This is a genomic window from Candidatus Nomurabacteria bacterium (genome assembly GCA_020632075.1).
Lineage (GTDB): Bacteria > Patescibacteriota > Minisyncoccia > Phycocordibacterales > UBA918 > OLB19.
The window spans coordinates 38,754-61,189 of record JACKGH010000001.1; the positions used below are offsets into that span (position 1 = coordinate 38,754).

The window sequence follows — 22,436 nt, forward strand, 5'->3', positions numbered from 1 at the left end:
CGCCTTTTTATCTACCGCTGCTTTAACAGTTCTACTGCCAGCTCAAGGGTGATATCTTCGGTCTTTACGTTGTCTGGAATACCAATTCGCTTAAAGCCTTTCTTGAGGTAACGGCCAGACTTACTTTCAAACACATTGACGAGCTTGCGAGTAGTTGGGTGGACGCCGAGTTCCTTAAGGAGTGTTTCACCCTTACGGAGTGTCTTTGGTTCGGCGAGAATCTCAAGTGCACGCTCGTAGGTGATGGTGTATGGGTCATCTTTCTTTGGATCTTTGAGGCTGCGGAAGTCACCGGCGTGGCCGATGTATGGTCCGTATTGGCCAGTATTAGCGATGATCGGCTCGCCGGTCTTGGGGTGATTACCAAGCTCGCGTGGAAGAAGGAGGTATTTTACCGCATCATTGAGTGAGACATCTTCTGGCTTGGTGCCAGCAGGTAGGGAAGCACGGCGAGGCGCTGGACCTCGTTTCTTCACTGGAATAGTTTTACCGTCCTCGTCTTTTGTCGCTGGTGCTTCACCGAGCTGTACATATGGGCCGAAGCGGCCATTGAGTACAAAGATCGGCTCGCCCGTTTCCGGATGCTTACCAATTGGTGCATCCGGCTTTACTTCAGAGCCGTCGATCAGTCGTGCACCATCACAGTCAGGGAATTTGCTACACGAGAGGAAAGTACCGTTGCGACCAAGCTTGCGATCCATTGTTGCGCCACACTTTGGGCACGGGAACTCCTTTGGTCCCGGACCAAGCGTTGTGAGCTTTTCGATGTCTTCTTTTGCTGCGACAGCCTTGGTAAATGGTTTATAAAAATCACTAAGAGTTTTTACGTACTCTCGCTCACCTGAGGCGATCTCGTCGAGTTCGTCTTCCATTTCACTGGTGAAGTCGTCGCTGATGTAGTCAGTGAAGTGTTCTTCGAGGAAGGTTGAAACCACATCACCGGTGTCGGTTGGGATGAGCGTGCGGCCGTCTTTCTCAACATACCCGCGCTGTACGATGGTGTTCATAATACTCGCGTAGGTAGATGGTCGACCAATGCCGCGTTTCTCAAGTTCTTTGATCAGGCCAGCTTCTGAGTAGCGGCCAGGTGGCTGGGTTTGCTTAGCTTCAATAGCAACCTCCTTGCATGAAAGCGTGTCGCCCTTCTGAAGCTTTGGTACTTCGGTGTCTTCGCCACGAGCTCGTGTGTCGACTTTGAGCCAGCCGTCGAAGATGACGCGTGAACCGTTGACTGCGAAGTCTGGAATAGTTTCTGCGCTATCAGTGACGTTGGTGATAAGTTTAGTGCGCTTCAGGGTTGCATCGGCCATCTGAGAAGCAACGGCTCGTTCGAAGATCAGTTCGTAGAGGGCTTTTTGATCGCCGGTAGAGCCAGCAGATTTTTTAGCAAAGTTAGTCGGACGAACGGCTTCGTGCGCTTCCTGGGCGTTTTTGCTCTTGCTCTTATATGAACGTGGCTGGACGTACTCCTTGCCGTGTTCCTTGTGCAGCATGGCGATGATCTGCTTCTGTGCTTGAGCCGAGAGATTAGTACTATCGGTACGCATGTAGGTGATATGTCCGGCCTCATAGAGTTTTTGCGCCGCGCCCATGGTACGCGACGGGCTGAAGCCAAGTCGAGTGCTCGCGGTCTGCTGCAGCGTCGACGTCGTAAACGGAGGGCGCGGCGCCCGCTTCGCCTCACTTTCTTTTACTTCCTTGATCTCCCAGTCATGCTTTTCGCCTACTTTCTTGATGCGATCAGCTTCTTTTTGCTCGCTGGGTTCAACGGTGCAGGTAAAAGGAATGATTGCTTTCTTGTCTTTCAGGTGCGCAGTGAGTACAAAATAGTCTTCCGGAATGAAGGCACGGATCTCGCGTTCGCGTTCCATCACGATACGTAGCGCTGGAGATTGTACGCGCCCAGCTGAAAGGCCGTAACGGACTTTCTTCCAGATGAGTCCGGACAGATCGTACCCCACGAGACGATCAAGCACACGACGTGCTTCCTGAGCTTCCTTCAGGTGCATGTCGATCTTGCGTGGATGCGCGATCGCTTCTTTGATCGCATCTTCGGTGATCTCATTAAAGGCCACCCGCTTGAGATTTTTGTTGTGCTTCTTCAGAAGCTCTGCGACGTGCCAGGCGATTGCTTCACCTTCGCGGTCGGGGTCGGATGCGAGCAGTACCTCGTCGGCTTTTTCGGCAGCGTGTTGAAGTCCTTCGATTACTTTATGCTTGCCAGGAGAGACAATATAACGCGGCACAAAACCACCATCGACATCGACGGCGTCTTTATTGGTCTTCGGCAAGTCACGCACATGCCCGATCGAGGACAGTACTTTGTAGCCTTTGCCTAAGTATTTCTCGATGGTCTTTGCCTTGGCTGGAGACTCAACGATCACGAGGGTTTGTTTTGATGACATAAATCGGTAGTACAAATACTAGCACAGTTTGTTTTTGTCAAACGTAAATTGACTTATATCAAAAAATATGTATAATATTTAAGATACATTTTGTTCCAACGGTAACAATAGGAGAAGTCTGGTGAGTGACGTGACAAACAAGAAGTTGGTGATCGAAGGTGTCGTCGCTGCTGCGGTGATCTACTTCGTCTGGCTGATGATGGAGGTATTCTGGTGGTCGTCTCCTGCAGCTGTTGGTCGATTCCTGTACGAGAATTGGGCAGAGATGTTTCTGTTCAAAGTCGTGCTGGTGTTGCTGATGGTTACTAGTGCATTCGTGCATAATCGACCGGAGGCCATCCGTTCGCTGGTCAACTGTGTGCATGACTGGGCACGCAGCACGGGCTAGTTCCGCACACAGCCGTTCAACCAAATAGCCGCCTGGCTTTGGTTGGGCGGCTTTTTAAATAAATTATGAGCAAGTCGACTGATGTAGGCCGTACAAATCTGATAAGATGCTCACGTGCACAAATTATTTACTATTTCTCTGATTCTGAAAGGGTTGAATGGACTGGCGGAAGTCGTGCTTGGTCTGGCGGCGGTATTTATCACACATGATACGCTTGTGTACTATGTGGGTCTTTTGACGCGTAACGAGTTGTTGCAAGATCCCGGTGACGCATTTGCAAATTTTCTTGTGAATGCTGCTGCTGGCTATTCAGTGAGTGTCGCGTGGTTCGTGGCAGCGTATCTACTTATCCACGGAGTAGCAAAGTTGCTTTTGGTGACTGGTCTATTGCAGCGGAAGCTCAAAGTGTATCCGAGTGCGATGATCGTTTTTACGCTGTTTGTGATATACCAAATATATGAATACGTTCAGACGCAGCATGTCTCGCTATTGGTGTTGTCTGTAATCGATATAGTGATCGTTGTGTTGACGTATCTTGAATACCGATCACTGCAACAAAAAACTGACCTTTAGTTTTACAAGCACCGTCGATACACATTTTGCTCACTAGCGATGTGACCTTGGAGTTCAAGCATCATGAGGGTCTGGGCGGCCTCGGCTACGCCGAGGCCGCATTTTCGTATTAGTTCGTCGCGGTGGGTTGGTTCGGTGAGGGTGTTGATGATGAGGAGTTCGATTGGTGAGAGCGCAAGCGAAGCTTGCGCGGGCGCCGCCTCCTGCGGCGCGAGATTAAGTGCATCGAGCAAATCTTCTTTGCTCGTGATCGGGATCGCACCGAGTTTTAAGAATTGATGCACGCCTTTGCTGGTCTCTGCAAATATACTACCTGGCACCACGAGGAGGTCTCGACTGTAGTCGGCGGTCATGCGAGCAGTAGTGAGTGTGCCAGACTTCGGTGCAGCTTCGGGCAAGAGAGTGGCTTGGCTGATTCCTGCCACGAGACGATTGCGCTGAATGAATGACCACTTGGTCGCTTGAAAGTCTGGGTCAAATTCTGACAGTAAACCACCGCCAGCTTCTAAGATCCGGTAGGCTAGCTTTTTGTGTGAGGCGGGATAGATGCGTTCGTCTGAAATGCCACCGCCGGGTATCGCGAGCGTATACAATCCATTTTTGAGCGCTGCTTCGTGGGCGAGCGAGTCTATTCCGAGGGCGAGGCCAGAGACAATGCCGACGGGCTGGCCCTTAAGGCCGCCGACCAGCTCTTCGACCACTTGCTTGCCGTACGTGGTGTATTTACGTGGTCCGACGATCGAGAGTAAGGTGAGGTCGGCGGCCGGGAGCTGTCCGCGATAGTTGAGTTTCTCGGGAGGCTGCGGAATTTCCCGTAGGCCTACGGGAAATTCCGCAGCCGGCAACTCTACAATAGGAAAGGACATTTCAGAATCCTATCATGTATACACGTTCAAAATGTTGGGTATCCAGAGTTTTGGCCCCGCTTGTGCATGCTACTATAACTAGTAATTCATTCTGGGATTTATGAAAGAAGTTTTTACAGCAGCGGTGCCTGATTACACCGGAAAAACTGAAGATGAACGTGCTTTTGCGGTTGCAGCTAACGACGATCCCTACGATCGCTATCTTGATGAACCATCTGACGCCGCTGAAGTTGTTCTCGCTACTCCATCAGAGACAACAGAAGAATATTCTTCTGAGACTGAGGAAGTAGTCTCTCCAGCTATCGCCGATCTAAAAGATCAGGTAGACACTATCAATACTGCGGTGCAACACAATGAACGTATAGATGATGCAGACGCACAGGTAAAAGCCTTGGAGCGAGAAATTCACCGCATGGAACGTGAAGACGCTCGTGCTGCGGTCGAGGAAGAGATCAATGGTCTGAAGATGCAGATCGACGCGATCAATACTGCAGTGCAAGAAAACATGCGGGTTGAAAATGCTGACGAGCAGGTCGAAGCGCTCGAGCGAGAGATTCGTATGTTGCAAAGCAAAGCCGTTTTGCCGGAACTAGAAGCCCAAAAAGAAGAATTGCAAGAGGATCTGGACCCAAATTTCGTCGGACCTCAGTCGGTAGAAGCTGACTTAGCTGAACTCAATGCGCATATTGCCGAAGCTAAAGGTTGGCAAGAAAAATTTGATCAAAACACTCCTGAAGGAATCGCTAAAGCCAAAGTTGAACGTGAGCAACAAGAAGTAGCGGCTGCAGAGGCGGAGCAGGCGCGTCAAGAAGCTGAAGTGGCGCAGGCGGAGATTGAGCGACAAGAACGATCAGAACAGCGGAGAGAATACTTGCGTTTGAAGCGCGATTTTAAGGCAGCTGAGAATGAATATTACGACGCGCTGTCAGAGCAATATCTCCTTAATGGCCATGTGAGCAATTTCCTTGGTCTTGGTCGAAAAGAAATGAGCACCAGCGTGCAGGAAGCCTATGACAAATTCATGCAAGCCAACAAGGACTTTTATGGCCTTGCACGCAGTAGCGGTTTGTACGACACGGTAGTCGATAAAGTTAATGCGCGTCGTGATAAGGCGGGTAAAGAAGAAGTGACTGTTGCGATGGTGGCGTCTGATCGGCATGTATTCAAGCCAGCGCAGGAGCGTCTTGATCGGCAGACCATGCATTTCGAGCGGATCGAGAAAGTGAAAGAGAAAGCCAAGGAACTGGTAAAGAAACGCCCGTATCTTGCAATTGCGGCTGGTCTCGGAGTAACGGCACTCAACCCTGCAACTGTTCTTATGGGAGCCGGTTTCGGTATTGCTACAAAATTAGGTGGTGATTTCACATTTTCTCGCAAAGCCGAGCAAGATCAGTCTGGCGAAAGCGACCGTATCCTTGCCATGATGGATGACGCGCAAATGTCACTCGAAGATCTTGAGTTGTCAGAACAAGCCTTCTTCAAGGCAGCAAATCGAACGCAGCGCACCAAGACTGCCGTGAACTGGGCTGCGAAAGCTGCAGGAGTGGCTGCTGGTGGATACACTCGTACTACCGAAGCGGCTGGTCCGGTTTGGGAGCTCTTTGGTGGATCAGCTGCAGAACCGGCTACGGTGGGTGCTGAGGTGGCGCAACAAAAAGCTGAGTTAGCGATCGATCGAATTGCGGATAAATATACACAGTCACTTACGCACTTACGAGCAGGTGTATCGCCGGGTGCACACCTTGGTGAAAGGATGATCCAGGAAGATATGATAACACCACTCGCTAGAGCGATCGAAGGAGTGAGGGGTGTGAATCACGAAGAGGCAGTTAAGATGGCTTATGCCGAACTGGGTCGGTCACTTGAAACGTTTCAGAGCGAGCACCCAGGTGAACAACATGCTGGTCACATTCTCTTAGAACGCATGATGAGTAAGTCTGGAGCTGAAGCTGTGCCAAGTGGTCTTCCAACGGGAGGGAGGTCAGAAGCTGTAGCAGTTGGTCCTGATGGAAACATTCAGATCAAGGGAGCAGAAGCGCTTGGTGGTGGTCCTCAAGGCCCATCATTCCCAGGAGAAGAACGCATCAGACAGATGTATGGTGATGAAGCAGTTGAGTCACTCAAGAAGCAGTTGGCTGAAGATGGTCACGCTGAATATTCATATCATAAAGAATACACAACTGGGGAGGCTGTTGCTGAGCCTGTTATGGCAGAGGGCACTGCTGCTGAAGCCAGTGCTACACCTGTCTTAGAAAGCGAGGTAACACCAGACATGGTGAGGGCGGTTGAGGGTGATGTGATGACGGCCGCAGAGTCGAATCCTGTTCAAGCTGAAGCATCTGCTGAAGTGCTGAAAGAAGTGGCCGATCCGCGTATTGCAAAGCTAGCGGCTGAGATCGCTAAAGATCCAACATACGAAGTTAAGTCTGGTGATACGGTTTGGAATATTATCGAGAACAAGCTGGAAAAATACGACCTGTTCCAGAGCCTTGATAAGGGACAGCGGCTGTATCTCATCGATGCATTAAAGGATAAGATCGTGAAAGATCCTTCACTCATTGGTATTGAAGGGGGTGATGCTAGCAAGATAGGTGTGGGCGATAAGCTTGATCTGTCTCGTTTATTTACTGAGGATATTGTTGGTTCTGCTTCGGAGAAAGCGACGAATCTCTCACCTGAGCAGATCGGGAATATTGAAGCGAATATGGGAAGACCGATGTCTCCTGTAGCTGAAGTTCCTGTCGTCGCAAAAGACCCTACGGTCTATGCTCAGCCAAAGATGGACGCGGGCGGTGGCGTTGGCTTCACTATTCCTGATGGCACCAAGGCTGCACAGGAAGTGGTATTTGAAAGTCCGTTTATAAATGATACGGCAATAGAAATGAAACGTTCTGGTGTTGCTGGTATTGCAGAAGCAATGCAAAAGAACTTATTGGCCCACGCAAAGGCTGGTCATATCAATTTACCACCAGAATTCACTGACACTAGGATTGAAAAACTGATCTTAGATCGAGTGCCAGAGCTTCGCGAGCAGAATCCTGATTCTGTCCTCTGGTTTCAGAAGACTGCCGATGCTCGCTTTAGTCCGGCTGAGTGGAAGCAGATGATCGGACACACAGATCCGAACGATCTACGAGCGGGGGATAAAGTGAACATTCAGCTCTTGATGGATCGTGTATTCAATAAGTTCTACGGAGCTGGTAGTGAGCAGGTTACCACCGTGACTCACGGAATGCCGGCAACAGAAATAGCATCTTCGGCGCCGCAACCGACCGAACAAGTGACATATTCGCCAGACGGAAAGACACGCATCACAACCTATGATGACAGAGAAGGATTCTTCCAAAAAGTTGGCAGTAAATACGAGTATAGCTCAAGTGGCTTTGGTGATGCGCCTGCCGCGGTTGAGTCTGCGCGTTCAGCAGCTGCTCCAGAAGCAGCAGCTTCGCCCGAGTTGATGCGTAGTGCCGGCTTCAATCCAAACGACTTCATGCGCTCGTTCAATGAGGTGGGTAAGACCTGGACTCCGCCAGAAGGGGCAGAGTTGCGTAATCATATTCTCAAGATCATGGACTCAATGTCTGACCAGGCACGAGCGAAGTATATGCCTGATGCGAGTGGCTTAACGAAGATTGACAGTAACTATCTAGCAGTACACTGGCCTGAGGCGGCTGACCTGCCATTTGGGCCGGCTGGTGGTGCAAAGTATGCTCCAGAATATTGGCAATACGTTGGAATTCCAAGTGGTGATCCTGAAGACCTTCGGGGGGCAGTCATCGATAATGAAAAGCTGCTGCGATTAATGTTCCATCCTGACAGTATTCAGCCAGGGGAGTTTGATCCGAATGTGCTTCCTCACGCGATCGAGGAAGCCGAGAGAGTGTCGGCTGAGGCTGCGCGCGAGCAGATGGCTCGCAATGCGTTCAAGATCGTTGATCGAGCTGCAGTACGTGATGAGCAGAATATGATCCACGGCATGCTCGCGCGCACCCACACCGGCATGTCGCCATTTGAAGCTAAAAGCGAAGCGTTGCGACTCAACACCATCTTTGGTTATCAGCCACGGATGACGGCTGGTTTTGCAAATGAAGTCTTGCCAACCCCGGCCAGCATGAGCGAAAAGCAATTTATGAATGAGCTCTATCGTCAGACCTACGGTGCGTACGCAGAAGGTGATATCACTGTGCCAGCATATCGTATGTATTATCTCAGTCATCACGGTGGTGCTGGCAATCCAACTGCGATCAATGCGTTTGTAGATAAGAACATGGGTATGCTGAATAAGTTGTCACCGCAGCAGTTGCAAGAACTTGGATTTAGCGCAGGTAAACTAGCGCCGCAGGCTGGCGACAAGATCCAGATCGGCAAAGTAGTAGAGCTGATCTTGAAAAACGCTGCTACTCGTATAAATAATTAAGTATGACCACTTCAGATCCACAATTCTCAAAATTCGCTGAAGCTGCTGGGTTTACTGACATGACTGAGGCTCAACAGGCAGCGTTTTTACAACAAGCTGGTGAAGTTGTGTTTGAGTCGGCGCTCGCGCGCTTGGTAGCTGGTATGGATGATGCTGCAATCGAAGAGTTGCAAGAGTATCTTGAAAGTGTGTCTGAAGAAGATAATGTGCTCGAATACCTCATGGCAACCTATCCTGCGTTCTCAGATCATGTGGTTGAAGAAGCAGAAGCCCTCCAGGCTGAAGGAGAGTCGACCCTATCGTAAGTGCCACATACTCTATTCAGCTAGGAAGATTCATGTATAATCGGTCATTATTATTCACTGCATAACTAAACAAAACTGTGCTAGACATCAAATTCATCCGCGAGAACATTGACCTGGTCAAGTTGGCTGCGCAAAAAAAGAAATCATCGGTAGACCTCGACCGCTTGGCGGCAGTGGATGATTCGCGGCGTGAGATCATGCAGCGCATGGAGGAAAAGAAAGCGGAGCAAAACCGCGTGTCTGAAGGTATCCCGGCCGCACAGGATCCAGTAGTGAAGCAGCAACTCATTACCGAAATGCAGGCGCTCAAGGCTGAGATCCAGAAAGATGAAGAAGCGCTGAGGCCAGTGATGGAAGAGTGGCAGGCGCTTATGCTTCAGGTGCCAAACATTCCCGATATGTCGGTCCCTGATGGCGATAGTGATGAGGACAATGAAGAGATCAAGACTTGGGGTGAGCAGACGAAGTTTGATTTTGCAGCGAAGGATCATGTCGAGCTCATGTTGCAACACAACATGGTTGATTTTGAGCGTGGTGCAAAAGTGCACGGCTTCCGCGGCTATTATCTCCTTGGTGATGGTGCGAAACTGTCGTGGGCGATCTGGAACTACGCCAATCAATTTTTCATGGAAAAAGGCTTTACGCCGGTTTTGCCTCCAGCGATCGTGCGCAAGGCAAATCTCTATGGTACTGGCCATTTGCCGAACGACGCAGAGGATGTGTACAACACCCAAGATGATGACTACCTGATTGGCACCGCTGAGGTATCAGTCATGGGCTATTATGCCGATGAGATCTTGGATAAGAGTCTTTTCCCAGTGAAGTTTCTTGGTTTCTCTCCATGCTACCGTCGCGAAGCGGGTAGTCACGGCAAGGACACACGCGGACTCATTCGCGTGCATGAATTCTATAAGCTCGAGCAGGTGATGCTTTGCGAGGCGTCACACGAGGAGAGTGTAAAGTGGCACGAATGGATCAATCGCAACACTGAAGAGTTTATCGAGAGCTTGGGTATTCCGTATCATACGGTACTGAACTGTGGAGGTGATCTTGGGCAAGGTCAGGTAAAGAAGTACGACATCGAGTTGTGGGTGCCGGGTGAACAGAAGTATCGCGAGATCAGCTCAGCATCGTACTTCCATGATTTCCAGACGCGTCGTTTCAACATTCGCTACCGTGATGAAGATAGTAAGATCCGCTACGCGCACTCGCTCAACTGTACTGCGATCCCGACACCACGTATTCTTGTGTCGCTGGTGGAGAATTTTCAACAGGCAGATGGCTCGATCAAGATCCCAGAAAAGCTGGTGCCTTTCTTTGGGAAGGAGAGTATTGGATAGAGTTTTTGTGTAAAATTGGGCGGCCCCGAAGGGGCCGCCCAATTTTTATGCTACGATATTCCCACATGAAACCACGCCGCAAAAAACGTCTTGATCCAAATACTGTTGTGCTTCTGAAGCATATCGGAATGGGCGTGTTGGCGATCGGCACTGTTGCGTTGATAGTGACAGGAATTTGGTATGGTTCGCGCTTGTCTGCCCTTACCATCACAAAAGTAGATGTCCGTGGCGGAGAAACGATCGACCGCAGCTCTATTGAACAGATCGTTCAAGGAGCGCTTGAAGGTAACTATCTTGGGTTGGTGCCACAACGCTTTGCCTGGTTTTATCCTGAACAGGAGATCTTGACCCAACTTGCAGGAATTGAACGTATTCACAATGTATCGGTTCAACGAATGAATGGCACTTCGCTTTTGGTCACTTTTGACGAGTATGTTCCTCATGCATTGTGGTGTAACTCGGTGGAAGATCGTAGCTGCGTCTTCCTTGATGCTTCAGGATATGCGTTTGGACGCGCACCAGAGTTATCAGGTGGTGCTTTATTACGTTTTGTGACCAGTGGCCGTGAGGTTCAGATCGGTAGTACCGTGGCTGATGCAGAAGCGTTGACCACGGTCACCTCCCTCGTATCGTTACTTGCTGATATTGGTTGGTATGTATCGTATGTTGAGCTCGATCAGGCTGGGGATGTATTTTTAAAGATCGTTGATGGTGGCGAACTGCGTGCTACTACCGATATCGATCCACAAGAGACAGTAGAAAATTTCCAAGTTATTCTTGCATCACCAGAGTTTTTAGACTTGGCGCCTGGCACCTTTCAGTATGTGGACCTACGATTTGGGAACAAGGTATTCGTGAATGAAGAAGATGAAACATTCTCAGAATCAGTGACAGCGACTACTACTCCTAATTAAAAATTCCCGCCGTAGTAACGGCGGGAAGACTTGGTTTTCAGTTGTTTGCTTCGCGCTGCAGTACTTCCGCGAAGACGCCGTCGACTGGGTTGTCGACTACAGTGATCGGTGGTTTGGCACATTTTTCGAAGAGTGCCGGCACTACCATGGTGATCATGCCGATCATGGCAAATGCGACACTACCCCCGATCAGCCAGTCTGCCAAGGATCCCAACGTTTTTTGGATCGCTGCAAAGATCAGCATCAGCATGATGGAAGCTATGAGTACGCCAAGGCCGGTAGCGGTGATGATCGCACTGGAGCGTTTACGAAGGCAAGGAACTTGGTGCATTTTCTTTCCTTTGGTGTGGTGGAACCAATCAACAGCATTACATGTAACTTCTACGTTTGCAATGGAATGTTTTTAAATGGGCCGCCTCGCAAGCGAGGCGGCCCAACACCTTTCGTCACAGACTTGAAAGCAGCGTACCAAATTCCTCCGGCAGGACACTGATCATCATGAGCACGAGGAGCCAGAGCGGGAAAGCTACTTGTCCGAGCGTTACGATGAGTAGGGCGCCGGTGCTGTCACTGATGATGCGCTTGGCCGTGAGTCTGAGCACAGCGGCGAACAGACCGAAGGCGACCACCATAGACAGGATGAGTGCTGCATGCAGCAGCGCAGTGTCGATATGGTTTAGGCTCAGGACCTGCCAACCGATGATAGCGGAAATGATACCGCATACGATCATGGTCAGGTAGGCGCGGGCTGAGAAGAGACGATGCTTTTCGTCGTCGCCGTGAAGTGCACTGATCATGACAATGCAGAGTATCGCGAAGATGAGGAAGACGGTCTTCGGTAGCAGGTTATTCAAGAGGTCAAACCCCATGACATTTCTCCGTTTGGGTTGCTTTTGTCCGGCAAAAGAATGACATTAAATAAACATTTTGTCAATAAAAAAGCCGCACCAAGAAGGTTGCGGCGTTTTCTGCGGTAGCGTCAGGCATATGTGCTGCCATGGTCGGTGACGATGGCGGTTGTACCGTCTTTGCCGATGACATATTCTGTTGCCCACTCTTTATCATCATCCAGCGGTTGCGGCGTTTTGCAATTTTTGCAGATGTAGAGTGGTGATTCGTGACGATTCCCATGTTGATCATACACAAATACTTTTTTCCGAACCTGGACATTTTCATGTCCACATTTTGGACAAGGTAGGTTTCTTGTACACATTGAAAATTCTCCGGCCTTGCGTTTGTGAATCCAAAATGTACAATGCCACGACAATGAATTTTTGGCAACGACTTCCAAAACCGATCATGGCACTCGCACCAATGGCCGATGTTACCGACGCGGCTTTTCGCAGGCTTATGGCGAAGTATAGCGCGCACGAGCGCGCGGACGGCAGCGTCGGCGGTCCCGATGTGATGTGGACGGAGTTTGTCGCTGCCGATGGGCTTGTGCGCGCTACCCCAGAAGGTAAAGAAAAGCTGATGGCAGATTTGATCTACAGCGAAGAAGAGCGACCGATCGTTGCGCAGCTTTTCACGAGCGATCCAGAACATATGGAGTACGCGGCGAAACTGTGTCGCGAGCTTGGTTTCAATGGGATCGATATCAATATGGGTTGTCCTGATCGTTCGATCGAGAAGCAGGGTTGTGGCTCAGCTATGATCAAGACACCCGAAGTCGCAAAAGAAATTATCAAAGCAGCTAAGCGCGGCGCTGGCGATATGCCAGTCAGTGTAAAGACACGCGTTGGATATGGTGAAGACATTCTTGAGGAGTGGCTGCCGGCGATTCTGAAAGAATCGCCGGCGGCTGTGACCATTCACGCCCGCACGCGCAAAGAAATGAGCAAGGTGCCAGCCAAGTGGGAGCGGGTGAAGCGGGCAGTTGAGATCCGTAATGAGCTTAAATCAGATACTCTCATTCTTGGCAATGGTGACGTGCTTTCACTCCAAGATGCTGCAGATAAAGTAGCCATGAGTGGCGCCGATGGCGCGATGATTGGACGGGCGCTTTTTGGTAATCCGTGGTTTTTCCATCCGACCAAGCGCTTGCCGGTCCGTCTTACTGCGCTTCCAACCAAAGGAGTGAACCGCGACACGATCCACGTGGCAGACACTTCTGAGGAAGGTGTCGAGTATATCTCCATCGAAGAGCGGCTGCGCGTCATGGTTGAGCACTCTAAGCTGTTTGCCGAACTGCTACCGTTCAAAAATTTCTCAGTTATGAAGAAGCACTACAAGGCATATGTGAACTCATTTCCTAACGCAGCTGAGCTCCGAGCAGAGCTTATGGAACAGAATTCTCCTGACGAAGTAGAAGCTGTGGTTGAGCGTTTCATTGAATCTCATCGTGCTATATTGGAGGGATAATGAGCCCACAAGAAAGTTCTTCAGAATCTACATTACAGGCGAAAAACATTTCGCAGGTAGCGTGGGCTGAGTTGCGCAGTAAGCCGATCTTGTTTTATGGCGGCATTGCTGCTGCAATCACACTGGACATTTTGCTTTTTTCGGTCATGCTCGATCGAGATTGGGGCGATGCGATTGAGTCGCTTTTCCTACCCTGGCTGCCGCTTTTCTTGTGGTATGTACACACTGCAGCAAAAGCACGCAAACGCTTTTGGCAATTGGTCGCAGAGAAGAAAGGGTGGTCGTATGCCGAGACCGACGATGTGTCAGATGAAGAGGCGCTGTTTTTAAATACTGGCCACTCACACTCAATCAGTAACATGATCTCAGGTACTGAAGACTCGATCCCGGTTCGTGCTTTTGAGAGTATGTATACAGTTGGTAGTGGCAAAAATAAGCAGACGTATACCTTTTCATGTTTTGCTTTTCGGTTTGAAGGATCGTTTCCACATTTGTATTTAAATCGTAATGACAACCAGGTGTCATTCATTTCAAACCGTGAGTATCAGATTCCGCTGCCGGGAGAGTTTGGTGAGAAGTTTACGCTCTACGCACCAAAGGAATATGAGATCGAAGCGTTGCAGATCTTCACGCCAGATCTTCTTGAGTACTTACTCCAAACCAATTGGCTAAGCGATATTGAGTTTGTAGACCATGAGTTTATTGTGTTTCGAAAAGGGTTTATTAGTTCGTATGATGAATTCACTACTGAGCTTGCTAGCGCAAGTAAGATTGCGTCGCGTTTTGCTGACACACTACAGCGCATGCAATTCGCGCCGATCCCACACACCTCACACTTGCTTCGTGATGCGACCGATCGTCAAGCTCTTCGTGGCATGATTCATGCGTGGCCGAAATGGCTGTCGTTCGTGGTGGCAGCTGCGCTAGTTATCATGGTCATGTACTGGGCGTACCTGATGACTGAGCTGCTAGGTTTGTAGACTTTTGAACAGTCTACGGATGCAATCTCTTCTAGCGCTGATACACTAGATAGTGATGGACGAAGTATTACACGCAAACATCTTCTTTTTCATTGCTAGTTTTGCAACCGTGGTCTTCTGTGTGTTCACGTGCTTCATTCTCTTTCAGGTCTACAAGATCATGAAAAGTTTGCGAGCGATCATCGAGCGCATTGAGGCTGGGAGTGAAATGTTAGCAAACGATGTGGCTCATGTCCGCGAGCTGGTGGCGAGCGGTGGCATCTGGTCGCGTGTTATACAATTTATTATGGGTTCACGGCGTGGCAGTGGCCGCAGGCGACGAAGCGCCAGCACAGATGAAGAGTAAAGACTAATATTTTTATGGCAAAAAAGAGTGCAAAGAAAGAAATGAGTTCAGCGCAGAAGATCAGCGTTGGTGTTGGTCTCACTGCAGCAGCAGTAGCAGCAGCCGGTGCATATTTTTTGTACGGCAGTAAGGATGCGCAGAAGAACCGGAAGGCTGTGAAGAGCTGGATGCTCAAGGCAAAGGCTGAAGTGCTGGAGAAGCTCGAAGACGCAAAAGAGATGTCGCAAGAGGAATATGAAGAATTGATTGCCAGTGTGGCTGGTGCGTACGCTGGTCTCAAGAGCGCTTCAAAGGTAGATGTCTCAGCGTTCAAGAAAGAAATGCTCGAGCACTGGAAGGCAATCGAACAAAGTGCAAAGCCAAAGAAAAAGGCTGCGAAGAAAGCAGTAAAGAAGGCTGCTAAAAAGGCTCCAGCAAAGAAGACTGCTAAGAAAGCTGCAAAGAAGACAGCTAAGAAGAAGTAAGTGCATTATGCACAGGGAAGTCGGCGCGGGCCCTTTGGGCCCGCGCCGATTTTGTATCATAGTAGTATGAAGCAATTGGTCGTAGCCTTGGTATTACTGTTGGTTTTGGTGCAGCTTTCTGGTACACCAAAGACAACTATCTCTGCGCCAGTATTGGCCGCGGAGCCATCACATTTGATCGTACATGCGCCAGCATCACTGCCGGTTACTGCCAAGGCGTACGGCGTGTTTGATGTTGAGTCGGGGGAGTTGCTGCTGGCGTACAATGAAGAAGCTGAACTTCCGGTAGCCTCTGTCACCAAGCTCTTCACAGCTGCGGCGGCGCTTCGCGCCGCCGACACTCCACTCACGATCACTGCCGCTGATGTGGCCACCGAAGGTCGGGCGGGCAAATTGCATGCAGGGGACGAGTACTCAGTGCACGAGCTCCTCTTTCCACTTCTCTTAGAGTCTTCAAATGATGCAGCGACCGCACTTGAACGAGTGGTTGGTCCGGTAGTGGTTGCAGGTCGAGAGTTTGGCGACGCGGCCGGGCTTTCGTCACGCAATATTGCGAGTGTACATTCGCTCGTTACAGAAGTGCGTTCACTGTATCTCACTGAGCCTCATATTTTTGATATTACCAAACTGTCGCAGAAGGTGGGTGAGTACACTGGTTGGATCAACAATTCTCCGGTGAGAGATTTGCCGGGCTACCAAGGCGGCAAGCATGGCTACACTGAAGCGGCTGGTCGTACCCTGACCGCGATCTTCAAAGAAGATTCACTCGGCGGACATGAACTCGGCTACATTATCCTTGGAAGCACTGATATCAAGCGTGATCTCATTGCCTTGCGACAAGTGGTCGAGGACTCGGTAGAGTTGCAATAGTTTGGTATACTCTAGCCACTATGTCAGTTACCGGAGCCTTATACCGCAAGTATCGTCCGCAGACCTTTGCCGACGTGCGTGATCAAGATCATATTGTCACTGTTTTAGAAGGAGCGATCAAGAAAGGAGAGATCCCGCACGCTATTTTATTCTCTGGTACCCGTGGTACCGGTAAGACGACGCTGGCGCGGATTTTCGCCAAGGCGATCGGTACAGCTGATCTCGATCTGTACGAGATCGACGCAGCGAGTAATCGTGGTATCGATGACGTGCGTGAACTTAAAGAAGCGGTACACACCATGCCATATGAGAGCGAGCACAAGGTATACATCATCGACGAGGTGCACATGCTCACTAAGGAAGCCTTCAATGCGCTCCTCAAGACCCTCGAAGAGCCACCAGCACACGTGGTGTTTATCCTCGCGACCACCGAAGAAGAAAAGCTGCTCGATACCATTCTGTCTCGCTGTCAGGTATTCCGCATGCACTCACCAAGTCGCGCAGTGCTTGCTGAGACAGTCACTGATATCGCGAAGCAAGAAGGGTTCGACTTGCAGCCTGACGCAGCAGACCTAATCGCCGTGGCAGCGAATGGCTCTTTCCGTGATGCTCTTGGTGTAACTCAGAAGGTGATCATGGCGTCTGGTGATAAGATCGGTAGTGCGGACGAAGTCGCAGCGATCATTGGTGCACCAAAGACGGCGACCATGCAGCAGCTTCTTAAAGGCCTTCATGAGAAGAGTCGTGAAGACGCGCTTGGTGCTGTGCAGCTTGCGGTGGAGAGTGGGGTAGATATGAAGCTGTTTGCACGACTCCTCCTAGAGCATGTACGGGCCGTAATGCTTTTGCGCAATCTTCCTGGCAAGAAAGAGCAGATCCTTGGTGCCTTTGGGACTGAGACACAGAAGCAGCTGGAGGAGTATGCGAGCGGCGCCTCACCGCTCAATTCGCACTTGTTGCTGAAACTGCTTGAGGCTACCGAGCTCGTGGCTCGCTCACCGATCCCGCAGGCGCCGCTCGAGATCGCCATTATCGAGGTAACTGAAGGCTAGTATGGAGATCTACTTAGTACGACACGGACAGACCGATGGTAATTTGCAGCGGCGGCACCAGGTAGAGCATTCAGTGCTCACCAAGCTTGGTAAAGAACAAGCTGAGGAAGCAGGTAAAGAACTGAAGAAGTTTAAACCGACTCACTTGGTGGCGAGTTCGCTCGTGCGCGCGATCGAGACAGCACGAATCATTGGTGAAGAGTGTGATCTTACACCCGAGATCTCTTCACACTTCATTGAGATCGCGCGCCCGAAAGAAATGTACGGCCGACATCACTTCAGTCTTTCATCACTCTGGTTCTATTTCTGGTGGTACTTTGGGAGCAAGCATGGCACCAACAATGGTGGCGAGTCATACAAGCAGTTTCGTCAGCGCTTTACCGCTGCACAAGAATACCTGGCAGCACTGCCGGAGGATTCGCGCGTGGTGGTGGTAAGTCACGGTGTGTTTATTACTTTTTTCACGATCCACATCTGTAACAAGAAGTGGATGGGTCCGCTGCGAGCGCTCAAAGTATACGCAGATATATTGTCGATCAAGAATGGATCGATCACTAAAGTTGTATACGACACCAAGGCCAAAAAAAGGGAATGTGCCTGGTCTGTTGTAAAGTGACTTGAATCTTCTCAAAATTCTGGCAGTATAGTGCAACTGGCGCGGAATTGCTCCGCAATTCCGCGCCCACAAATCACCGCATGGTGACACATTGCCCGAATAGAAACCTACAGATCGATCGGGCGATAGAAATATTTTGCCCGATCGTCTAGTGGTAGGACGTTGGTTTCTGGCACCAAAAACTGGGGTTCGAATCCCTGTCGGGCAGCGAGCATGTGAGACAGACCGAGGTCTCAAAATGAGCTATGTTTATCAAGCTCATGAGAGAACCAGTCATGGACACGAACCGCCAAAAACGGTTCGAGTCCAAGGTCTAAAATCACGATTCATCTATTCCGTAATTGCATACCTGCTGAGAGCAGTAGCCAGAATGAAAAACCACCCGTATGGGTGGTTTTTCATTGGGTTAGATTTTGTCTGCTAGATGTTTCTGTACCCGCTTATACTCATGCCACGTTAACCAAATGATGAGCAAATCAAAGAGTGTCAACAAGATGAGGAAGAATGAATGGGTGTATGTATAGCGATATATCTGATACACGATAAAAAGTGCAAAAACTACAATAGCAACTGGATACGCCCACAGCTTGCCACGCAAGAGTCCGACAGACAGAAATATCTTGATAATGCCATGACTGAGAAGATATACAGCTGCAAAAAGCTGTGTGTGCTCAGAGAGATACGGGATGTACTGCTGGACAGTATTGGCGACGAAGTCTGTTGGGTCTTCAATCAATTCACCTTTCGCTAGATACTCTATGAAGTGTGTGGTGGCACCAGTAAATAACAGAAGGGTTCCACCAACAATCTCTAGCGCAGCATTGAGTGCTTTGAACACGATGCCAGCTACAAATATGCGGTGCATGTTTTTCTCTTCGGTTATTGTAGCCATGGCAAAGAAATACTTTTAAGTTTCTGGTCACAGAGATAATACGCACCAGAAATTGCCACTAGGACAATGACAGTACTACCAACGACATCAGTGAGATGATGTATACCTACGTAAACGCGCGACAATCCGACCATAATCGCTAGAACAAGGAGTAGGTATGCAATCTTCTTGGTATGAGGGTACACCAATGCAGCGACGTACATGGTGAGAAGCGTATGGTCTGACGGAAAACCGTTGTCAGGATCGTGAGGTACTAGTGGGGTGAAATTACCGACTACAAACGGTCGAGGGTCGTAGTAGAAGTGGGAAGTAATTTGTGTGATTATGAGGATGAGTGGCAAAGCAATCACTGACGTGATAATCATTTGTCTCTTTATCTCTTTCGAAACATACAGGAAATATCCACTAACAATAGCGAGACTTATAAGGAACAAATACTTCGCCCCAAAAATAAAAACAATGTCTAACATAAGTTACTAGTATAAACGACATTCCCACTTTAGCTAAAGTGGGAATGTCGTCCAAGTGGGCAATGCTTATACGAGGTCTTTCTTCTTCGATTCAAATTCTTCCTTGTCGATCTCGCCTTTAGCGTAGCGTTCTTTGAGGATATCGATAGCACTTGTGTTTGTTGTTGCGGTGTGATGCATTCCGCCTCGATGCATCGCCATACGTACCAAAGCTACAACGCTTACGATCAGTAAGAGCCAGAACAGTCCCATCACAAGACCGCCGCCAAGCCACCCAGTTCCACCGAATCCATTAAATCCATAGCCCATCATATTGTTGTGATAGTTAGACCTTGTAATGTCGGGTTGGTACCCGTAGGTACCCATCATGCCATGGCCTCCGCCGTATCCCATCATGGGCATTGCGATTGGTCCAGAGTTATAGTTTGACCAACAGCCGAGATATGAGCGGCCCATGTTGATGTGTGCTTGGCGCAAACTGGCTGAACCCTCGCCGCCCATCATATTGTCCATAGCCTCGTGTTGTGCAGTGCTCGCAAACATGGTGCCCATGTAGGCATCGCCCAGTTTCTCAAATTGATCGTCTGTGACCTTACTGCAGTCCACCTTCGACTGGTCAGAAATATTTTGTGTGCTGAGAATTGCAGATAATGTATCCCGGAGTTCCTGACTCGTATTACTGTTCGTTTGAGTTGTCCCCCAAGTACCACCCATCATGCCCATCTGTGCGTGAGTGACATTGACAACGCCGAGGGTAAGTGCGAAGACAGCCACCAGCGTAATAATTAATTGTTTCATAGAATAAAGATTAAGTATTTATAACAGTGGTGGTGTTGACCTGATACCCCCTAGGGGGTATTGTACGCTTATGAAAGAATCAGTCAAGAAAGGAGTAGTGCGGCGGCTTAAGATCGCTGAAGGTCAGGTGCGTGGTCTTCAAAAGATGGTTGACGAAGATGCATACTGTATCGACATTATCACCCAAGCGTCGGCCGTTCGACACCTACTCAGTGCTGTGGAGGATCTGATGCTCGAAAATCACCTCGGGGAACATGTGGTCCACCAAATGCAAAAGGGGCAAGACAAAAAAGCTACTGAGGAGATCATGAAAGTATTTAAGGTAGGTAAAAAAAGATAGGTATGGATCACTCTCATCACAACCACGAACATCATCACTGTCATAACCATGAACCTACACATCATGGGCATGGTGATCACAGCATGGGTCACGGTTCGGCTCAGACATTCTTACGTCGCTTCTGGATCGTTACCTTTCTCCTCATACCACTCGTGTTTGCCAACGAGATGGTCATGCATGCGTTTGGATTTCAAGCGTATACACTAAGTAAATGGATCGGTTTTGGCATTGCTACGGTTATCTTTGGGTTTGCACTTATATTCTTTCAGCATGCGCTACACGAAATAAAAGCTCGCAAGTACGGCATGATGACACTCGTCTCGCTAGCGGTTGGAGCGGGGTATCTTTTCTCTGTAGCCGCCACTTTTATCCCATCGCTTCATGCTGACTTCTATCTTGAAATCTCGACTTTAATCTGGGTGCTTCTCTTTGGACACTATCTTGAAGCAAAGTCTGGAGCGGTGGCCGGTAATGCGCTTCAAGAAGTAGCTAAGTTGTTACCAAAACAAGCACATAAATTATTTAACGGGGTCGAGGAAGATGTAGATATTACTGAGCTTAATGAGAACGACCAAGTACTCGTTAAACCCGGTGAGAAGATTCCGGCTGACGGAACGATTGTCTCTGGTTCAGCCAACGTTGATGAAGCACTCATTAGCGGTGAATCGAAACCAGTCCATAAAGGTGTGGGAGACGAAGTTGTGGCCGGTTCTATCTGTCTTGATGGTTCGCTGGCCGTCAAGCTCTCTCGGGTCGGTGAGCACTCAACCATCGGACAAATTCAAAAACTGATCGCAGAAGCACAACAGACAAAACCAAATTCACAACGAATCGCCGATAAAGCGGCTGCGGTACTCACATTTGTTGCTGGTATCACTGCACTTCTCACCATCCTCGTGTGGTCGCTACTACTTGGTGAAACCTTTACTTTTGCCATCACACTCGCCATCACAGTGCTCGTTATTGCCTGTCCTCATGCACTCGGGCTTGCTATCCCTACCGTCACCACCATTACCACCTCGCTCGCAGTCAAAAACGGCTTCTTTATCAAGAATCTCGCTAAAATTGAAGTCATCAGAAAAACAGACTACGTGGTGTTTGATAAGACCGGCACACTCACCACTGGAGTCTTTGGTGTGACTGACATTGTTCCATTTGGTGGAAAAACAAAAGATCAGATACTCAAAATTGCCGCGTCTCTTGAACAGCACTCATCTCACATTATTGGTCAGTCGATCGTTGCATATGCCAGAGAGGAGCGTATTAGGTTTGAGGAAATTGCGGAGTTTAAAAATATTGCTGGGAAAGGCATTAAGGCCAAATTGAATAGTCAGCTCTACATTGTCGGAAACAAGACGATCATTGAGGACACTAAGATTCCACTCGGTGAAGTTGGAAATGAATACACAAAATTAGCTTCCAAAGGAAAAACCACCATCTTTGTTGCGGACGGAGAAAGCGTTGTTGGTCTGATTGCTCTATCGGACACTATAAAACCAGAATCGTACAAGACAGTTAGAAAACTTCACGATATGGATGTGAAAGTGGCTATGCTCACGGGCGACAACAAGGAAGTAGCTAAGGGTGTGGCAGAGGAACTTGGTATCGACACTTTCTTTGCTGAGGTACTACCAGAAGACAAGTACTCACACATCAAATCACTACAAGCCGATGGCAATGTGGTTTTGATGGTTGGTGATGGGGTAAATGATGCTCCGGCCCTCACTCAAGCCGATGCTGGCATTGCAATCGGAGCTGGTACTGATGTGGCGGTTGAAGCTGGTGACGTAGTACTGACACAGAGCAATCCTGAAGACATCGTGAAGCTTATTACGCTCTCTAAAAGGGTCTATGGCAAGATGATTCAGAATCTTGTTTGGGCACTTGGATACAACATCATTGCAATTCCAGCTGCTGCGGGTATGTTCGCATACTGGGGCTTTTTTCTTCGACCAGAGATCGGGGCGTTTGTCATGAGTCTCTCAACGGTTATTGTGGTTGCTAATGCTATGCTCCTCAAACGGGTTAATTTACGCTAA

The 22,436-nt window shown here is 49.2% G+C and carries 23 protein-coding genes and 1 tRNA gene; 16 read left to right on the forward strand and 8 right to left on the reverse strand.

The genetic code is table 11. The features are described from left to right. Window positions 1-11 precede the first annotated feature (11 nt). On the reverse strand, window positions 12-2,405 hold the full coding sequence (gene topA, locus H6786_00220; GenBank protein ID MCB9815794.1) for a type I DNA topoisomerase: 2,394 nt from the start codon (window positions 2,403-2,405) through the stop codon (window positions 12-14). A 121-nt stretch (window positions 2,406-2,526) separates the two neighbouring features. Between topA and H6786_00225 the strand changes: the two genes are divergently transcribed. Together H6786_00225 and H6786_00230 are read left to right on the forward strand one after the other, a co-directional pair. Continuing rightward, window positions 2,527-2,793, forward strand: a complete 267-nt coding sequence (locus H6786_00225; protein MCB9815795.1) for a hypothetical protein — start codon at window positions 2,527-2,529, stop codon at window positions 2,791-2,793. 114 nt (window positions 2,794-2,907) lie between these two features. Then, window positions 2,908-3,366, forward strand: coding sequence for a DUF2127 domain-containing protein (locus H6786_00230; GenBank protein MCB9815796.1), 459 nt, complete (start codon window positions 2,908-2,910; stop codon window positions 3,364-3,366). 2 nt (window positions 3,367-3,368) lie between these two features. On the opposite strand, the gene dprA is transcribed toward H6786_00230, so the two are convergent. After that, window positions 3,369-4,232: a DNA-protecting protein DprA gene (gene dprA, locus H6786_00235; GenBank protein ID MCB9815797.1), complete on the reverse strand. Its 864-nt coding sequence runs from the start codon at window positions 4,230-4,232 to the stop codon at window positions 3,369-3,371. Between the two features lie 100 nt (window positions 4,233-4,332). On the opposite strand from dprA, the gene H6786_00240 reads away from it, so the two are divergent. The 4 genes from H6786_00240 (at window position 4,333) to H6786_00255 (ending at window position 11,208) form a co-directional block, all read left to right on the forward strand. After that, a complete protein-coding gene (locus H6786_00240; GenBank protein MCB9815798.1) occupies window positions 4,333-8,649 on the forward strand; it encodes a hypothetical protein in 4,317 nt (1,438 codons plus the stop codon). A 2-nt stretch (window positions 8,650-8,651) separates the two neighbouring features. After that, window positions 8,652-8,954, forward strand: a complete 303-nt coding sequence (locus H6786_00245; GenBank protein MCB9815799.1) for a hypothetical protein — start codon at window positions 8,652-8,654, stop codon at window positions 8,952-8,954. A 77-nt stretch (window positions 8,955-9,031) separates the two neighbouring features. Further along, window positions 9,032-10,294 (forward strand): serine--tRNA ligase, encoded by a 1,263-nt coding sequence (gene serS, locus H6786_00250; GenBank protein ID MCB9815800.1) that lies wholly within the window; start codon window positions 9,032-9,034, stop codon window positions 10,292-10,294. A 65-nt stretch (window positions 10,295-10,359) separates the two neighbouring features. Continuing rightward, complete coding sequence (locus H6786_00255) at window positions 10,360-11,208, forward strand: hypothetical protein (GenBank protein MCB9815801.1); 849 nt, start codon at window positions 10,360-10,362, stop codon at window positions 11,206-11,208. Between the two features lie 37 nt (window positions 11,209-11,245). Here the strand turns inward: H6786_00255 and H6786_00260 are convergent, their stop codons facing one another. The 3 genes from H6786_00260 to H6786_00270 all read right to left on the reverse strand — a co-directional run bounded on the left by H6786_00260 (window position 11,246) and on the right by H6786_00270 (window position 12,348). Beyond that, entirely contained in the window at window positions 11,246-11,539 is a 294-nt protein-coding gene (locus tag H6786_00260; GenBank protein MCB9815802.1) for a hypothetical protein, read from the reverse strand. Between the two features lie 115 nt (window positions 11,540-11,654). Next, window positions 11,655-12,077, reverse strand: a complete 423-nt coding sequence (locus tag H6786_00265) for a hypothetical protein (GenBank protein ID MCB9815803.1) — start codon at window positions 12,075-12,077, stop codon at window positions 11,655-11,657. Window positions 12,078-12,138: 61 nt separating this feature from the next. Further along, a complete protein-coding gene (locus H6786_00270; protein MCB9815804.1) occupies window positions 12,139-12,348 on the reverse strand; it encodes a hypothetical protein in 210 nt (69 codons plus the stop codon). Window positions 12,349-12,474: 126 nt separating this feature from the next. Between H6786_00270 and H6786_00275 the strand changes: the two genes are divergently transcribed. From H6786_00275 to H6786_00310, 8 genes are all read left to right on the forward strand, one after another. Next, on the forward strand, window positions 12,475-13,569 hold the full coding sequence (locus H6786_00275; GenBank protein MCB9815805.1) for a tRNA-dihydrouridine synthase: 1,095 nt from the start codon (window positions 12,475-12,477) through the stop codon (window positions 13,567-13,569). Then, the gene (locus tag H6786_00280; GenBank protein ID MCB9815806.1) at window positions 13,569-14,549 is read left to right on the forward strand and encodes a hypothetical protein; all 981 of its coding nucleotides are present in this window, start codon (window positions 13,569-13,571) and stop codon (window positions 14,547-14,549) included. Before H6786_00275 ends, H6786_00280 begins: the two co-directional genes overlap by 1 nt. 55 nt (window positions 14,550-14,604) lie before the next feature. Continuing rightward, the gene (locus tag H6786_00285; GenBank protein MCB9815807.1) at window positions 14,605-14,895 is read left to right on the forward strand and encodes a hypothetical protein; all 291 of its coding nucleotides are present in this window, start codon (window positions 14,605-14,607) and stop codon (window positions 14,893-14,895) included. 14 nt (window positions 14,896-14,909) lie between these two features. Then, on the forward strand, window positions 14,910-15,359 hold the full coding sequence (locus tag H6786_00290) for a hypothetical protein (protein MCB9815808.1): 450 nt from the start codon (window positions 14,910-14,912) through the stop codon (window positions 15,357-15,359). A gap of 66 nt (window positions 15,360-15,425) precedes the next feature. Continuing rightward, entirely contained in the window at window positions 15,426-16,229 is an 804-nt protein-coding gene (locus H6786_00295; GenBank protein MCB9815809.1) for a serine hydrolase, read from the forward strand. Between the two features lie 20 nt (window positions 16,230-16,249). Further along, complete coding sequence (gene dnaX, locus H6786_00300; protein ID MCB9815810.1) at window positions 16,250-17,281, forward strand: DNA polymerase III subunit gamma/tau; 1,032 nt, start codon at window positions 16,250-16,252, stop codon at window positions 17,279-17,281. Between the two features lies 1 nt (window position 17,282). Then, the gene (locus tag H6786_00305) at window positions 17,283-17,897 is read left to right on the forward strand and encodes a histidine phosphatase family protein (GenBank protein ID MCB9815811.1); all 615 of its coding nucleotides are present in this window, start codon (window positions 17,283-17,285) and stop codon (window positions 17,895-17,897) included. Window positions 17,898-18,034: 137 nt separating this feature from the next. Then, a tRNA-Gln gene (locus tag H6786_00310) sits at window positions 18,035-18,105 on the forward strand. 198 nt (window positions 18,106-18,303) lie between these two features. Here the strand turns inward: H6786_00310 and H6786_00315 are convergent. The 3 genes from H6786_00315 to H6786_00325 form a co-directional block, all read right to left on the reverse strand. Next, a complete protein-coding gene (locus H6786_00315; GenBank protein MCB9815812.1) occupies window positions 18,304-18,789 on the reverse strand; it encodes a DUF2127 domain-containing protein in 486 nt (161 codons plus the stop codon). Beyond that, window positions 18,777-19,154: a phosphatase PAP2 family protein gene (locus H6786_00320; protein MCB9815813.1), complete on the reverse strand. Its 378-nt coding sequence runs from the start codon at window positions 19,152-19,154 to the stop codon at window positions 18,777-18,779. Before H6786_00320 ends, H6786_00315 begins: the two co-directional genes overlap by 13 nt. A 171-nt stretch (window positions 19,155-19,325) precedes the next feature. After that, entirely contained in the window at window positions 19,326-19,571 is a 246-nt protein-coding gene (locus H6786_00325; protein MCB9815814.1) for an SHOCT domain-containing protein, read from the reverse strand. 556 nt (window positions 19,572-20,127) lie between these two features. Here H6786_00325 and H6786_00330 point away from each other — a divergent pair. Then, a complete protein-coding gene (locus H6786_00330; GenBank protein MCB9815815.1) occupies window positions 20,128-20,397 on the forward strand; it encodes a metal-sensitive transcriptional regulator in 270 nt (89 codons plus the stop codon). A gap of 2 nt (window positions 20,398-20,399) precedes the next feature. Then, window positions 20,400-22,436: a heavy metal translocating P-type ATPase gene (locus H6786_00335; GenBank protein ID MCB9815816.1), complete on the forward strand. Its 2,037-nt coding sequence runs from the start codon at window positions 20,400-20,402 to the stop codon at window positions 22,434-22,436.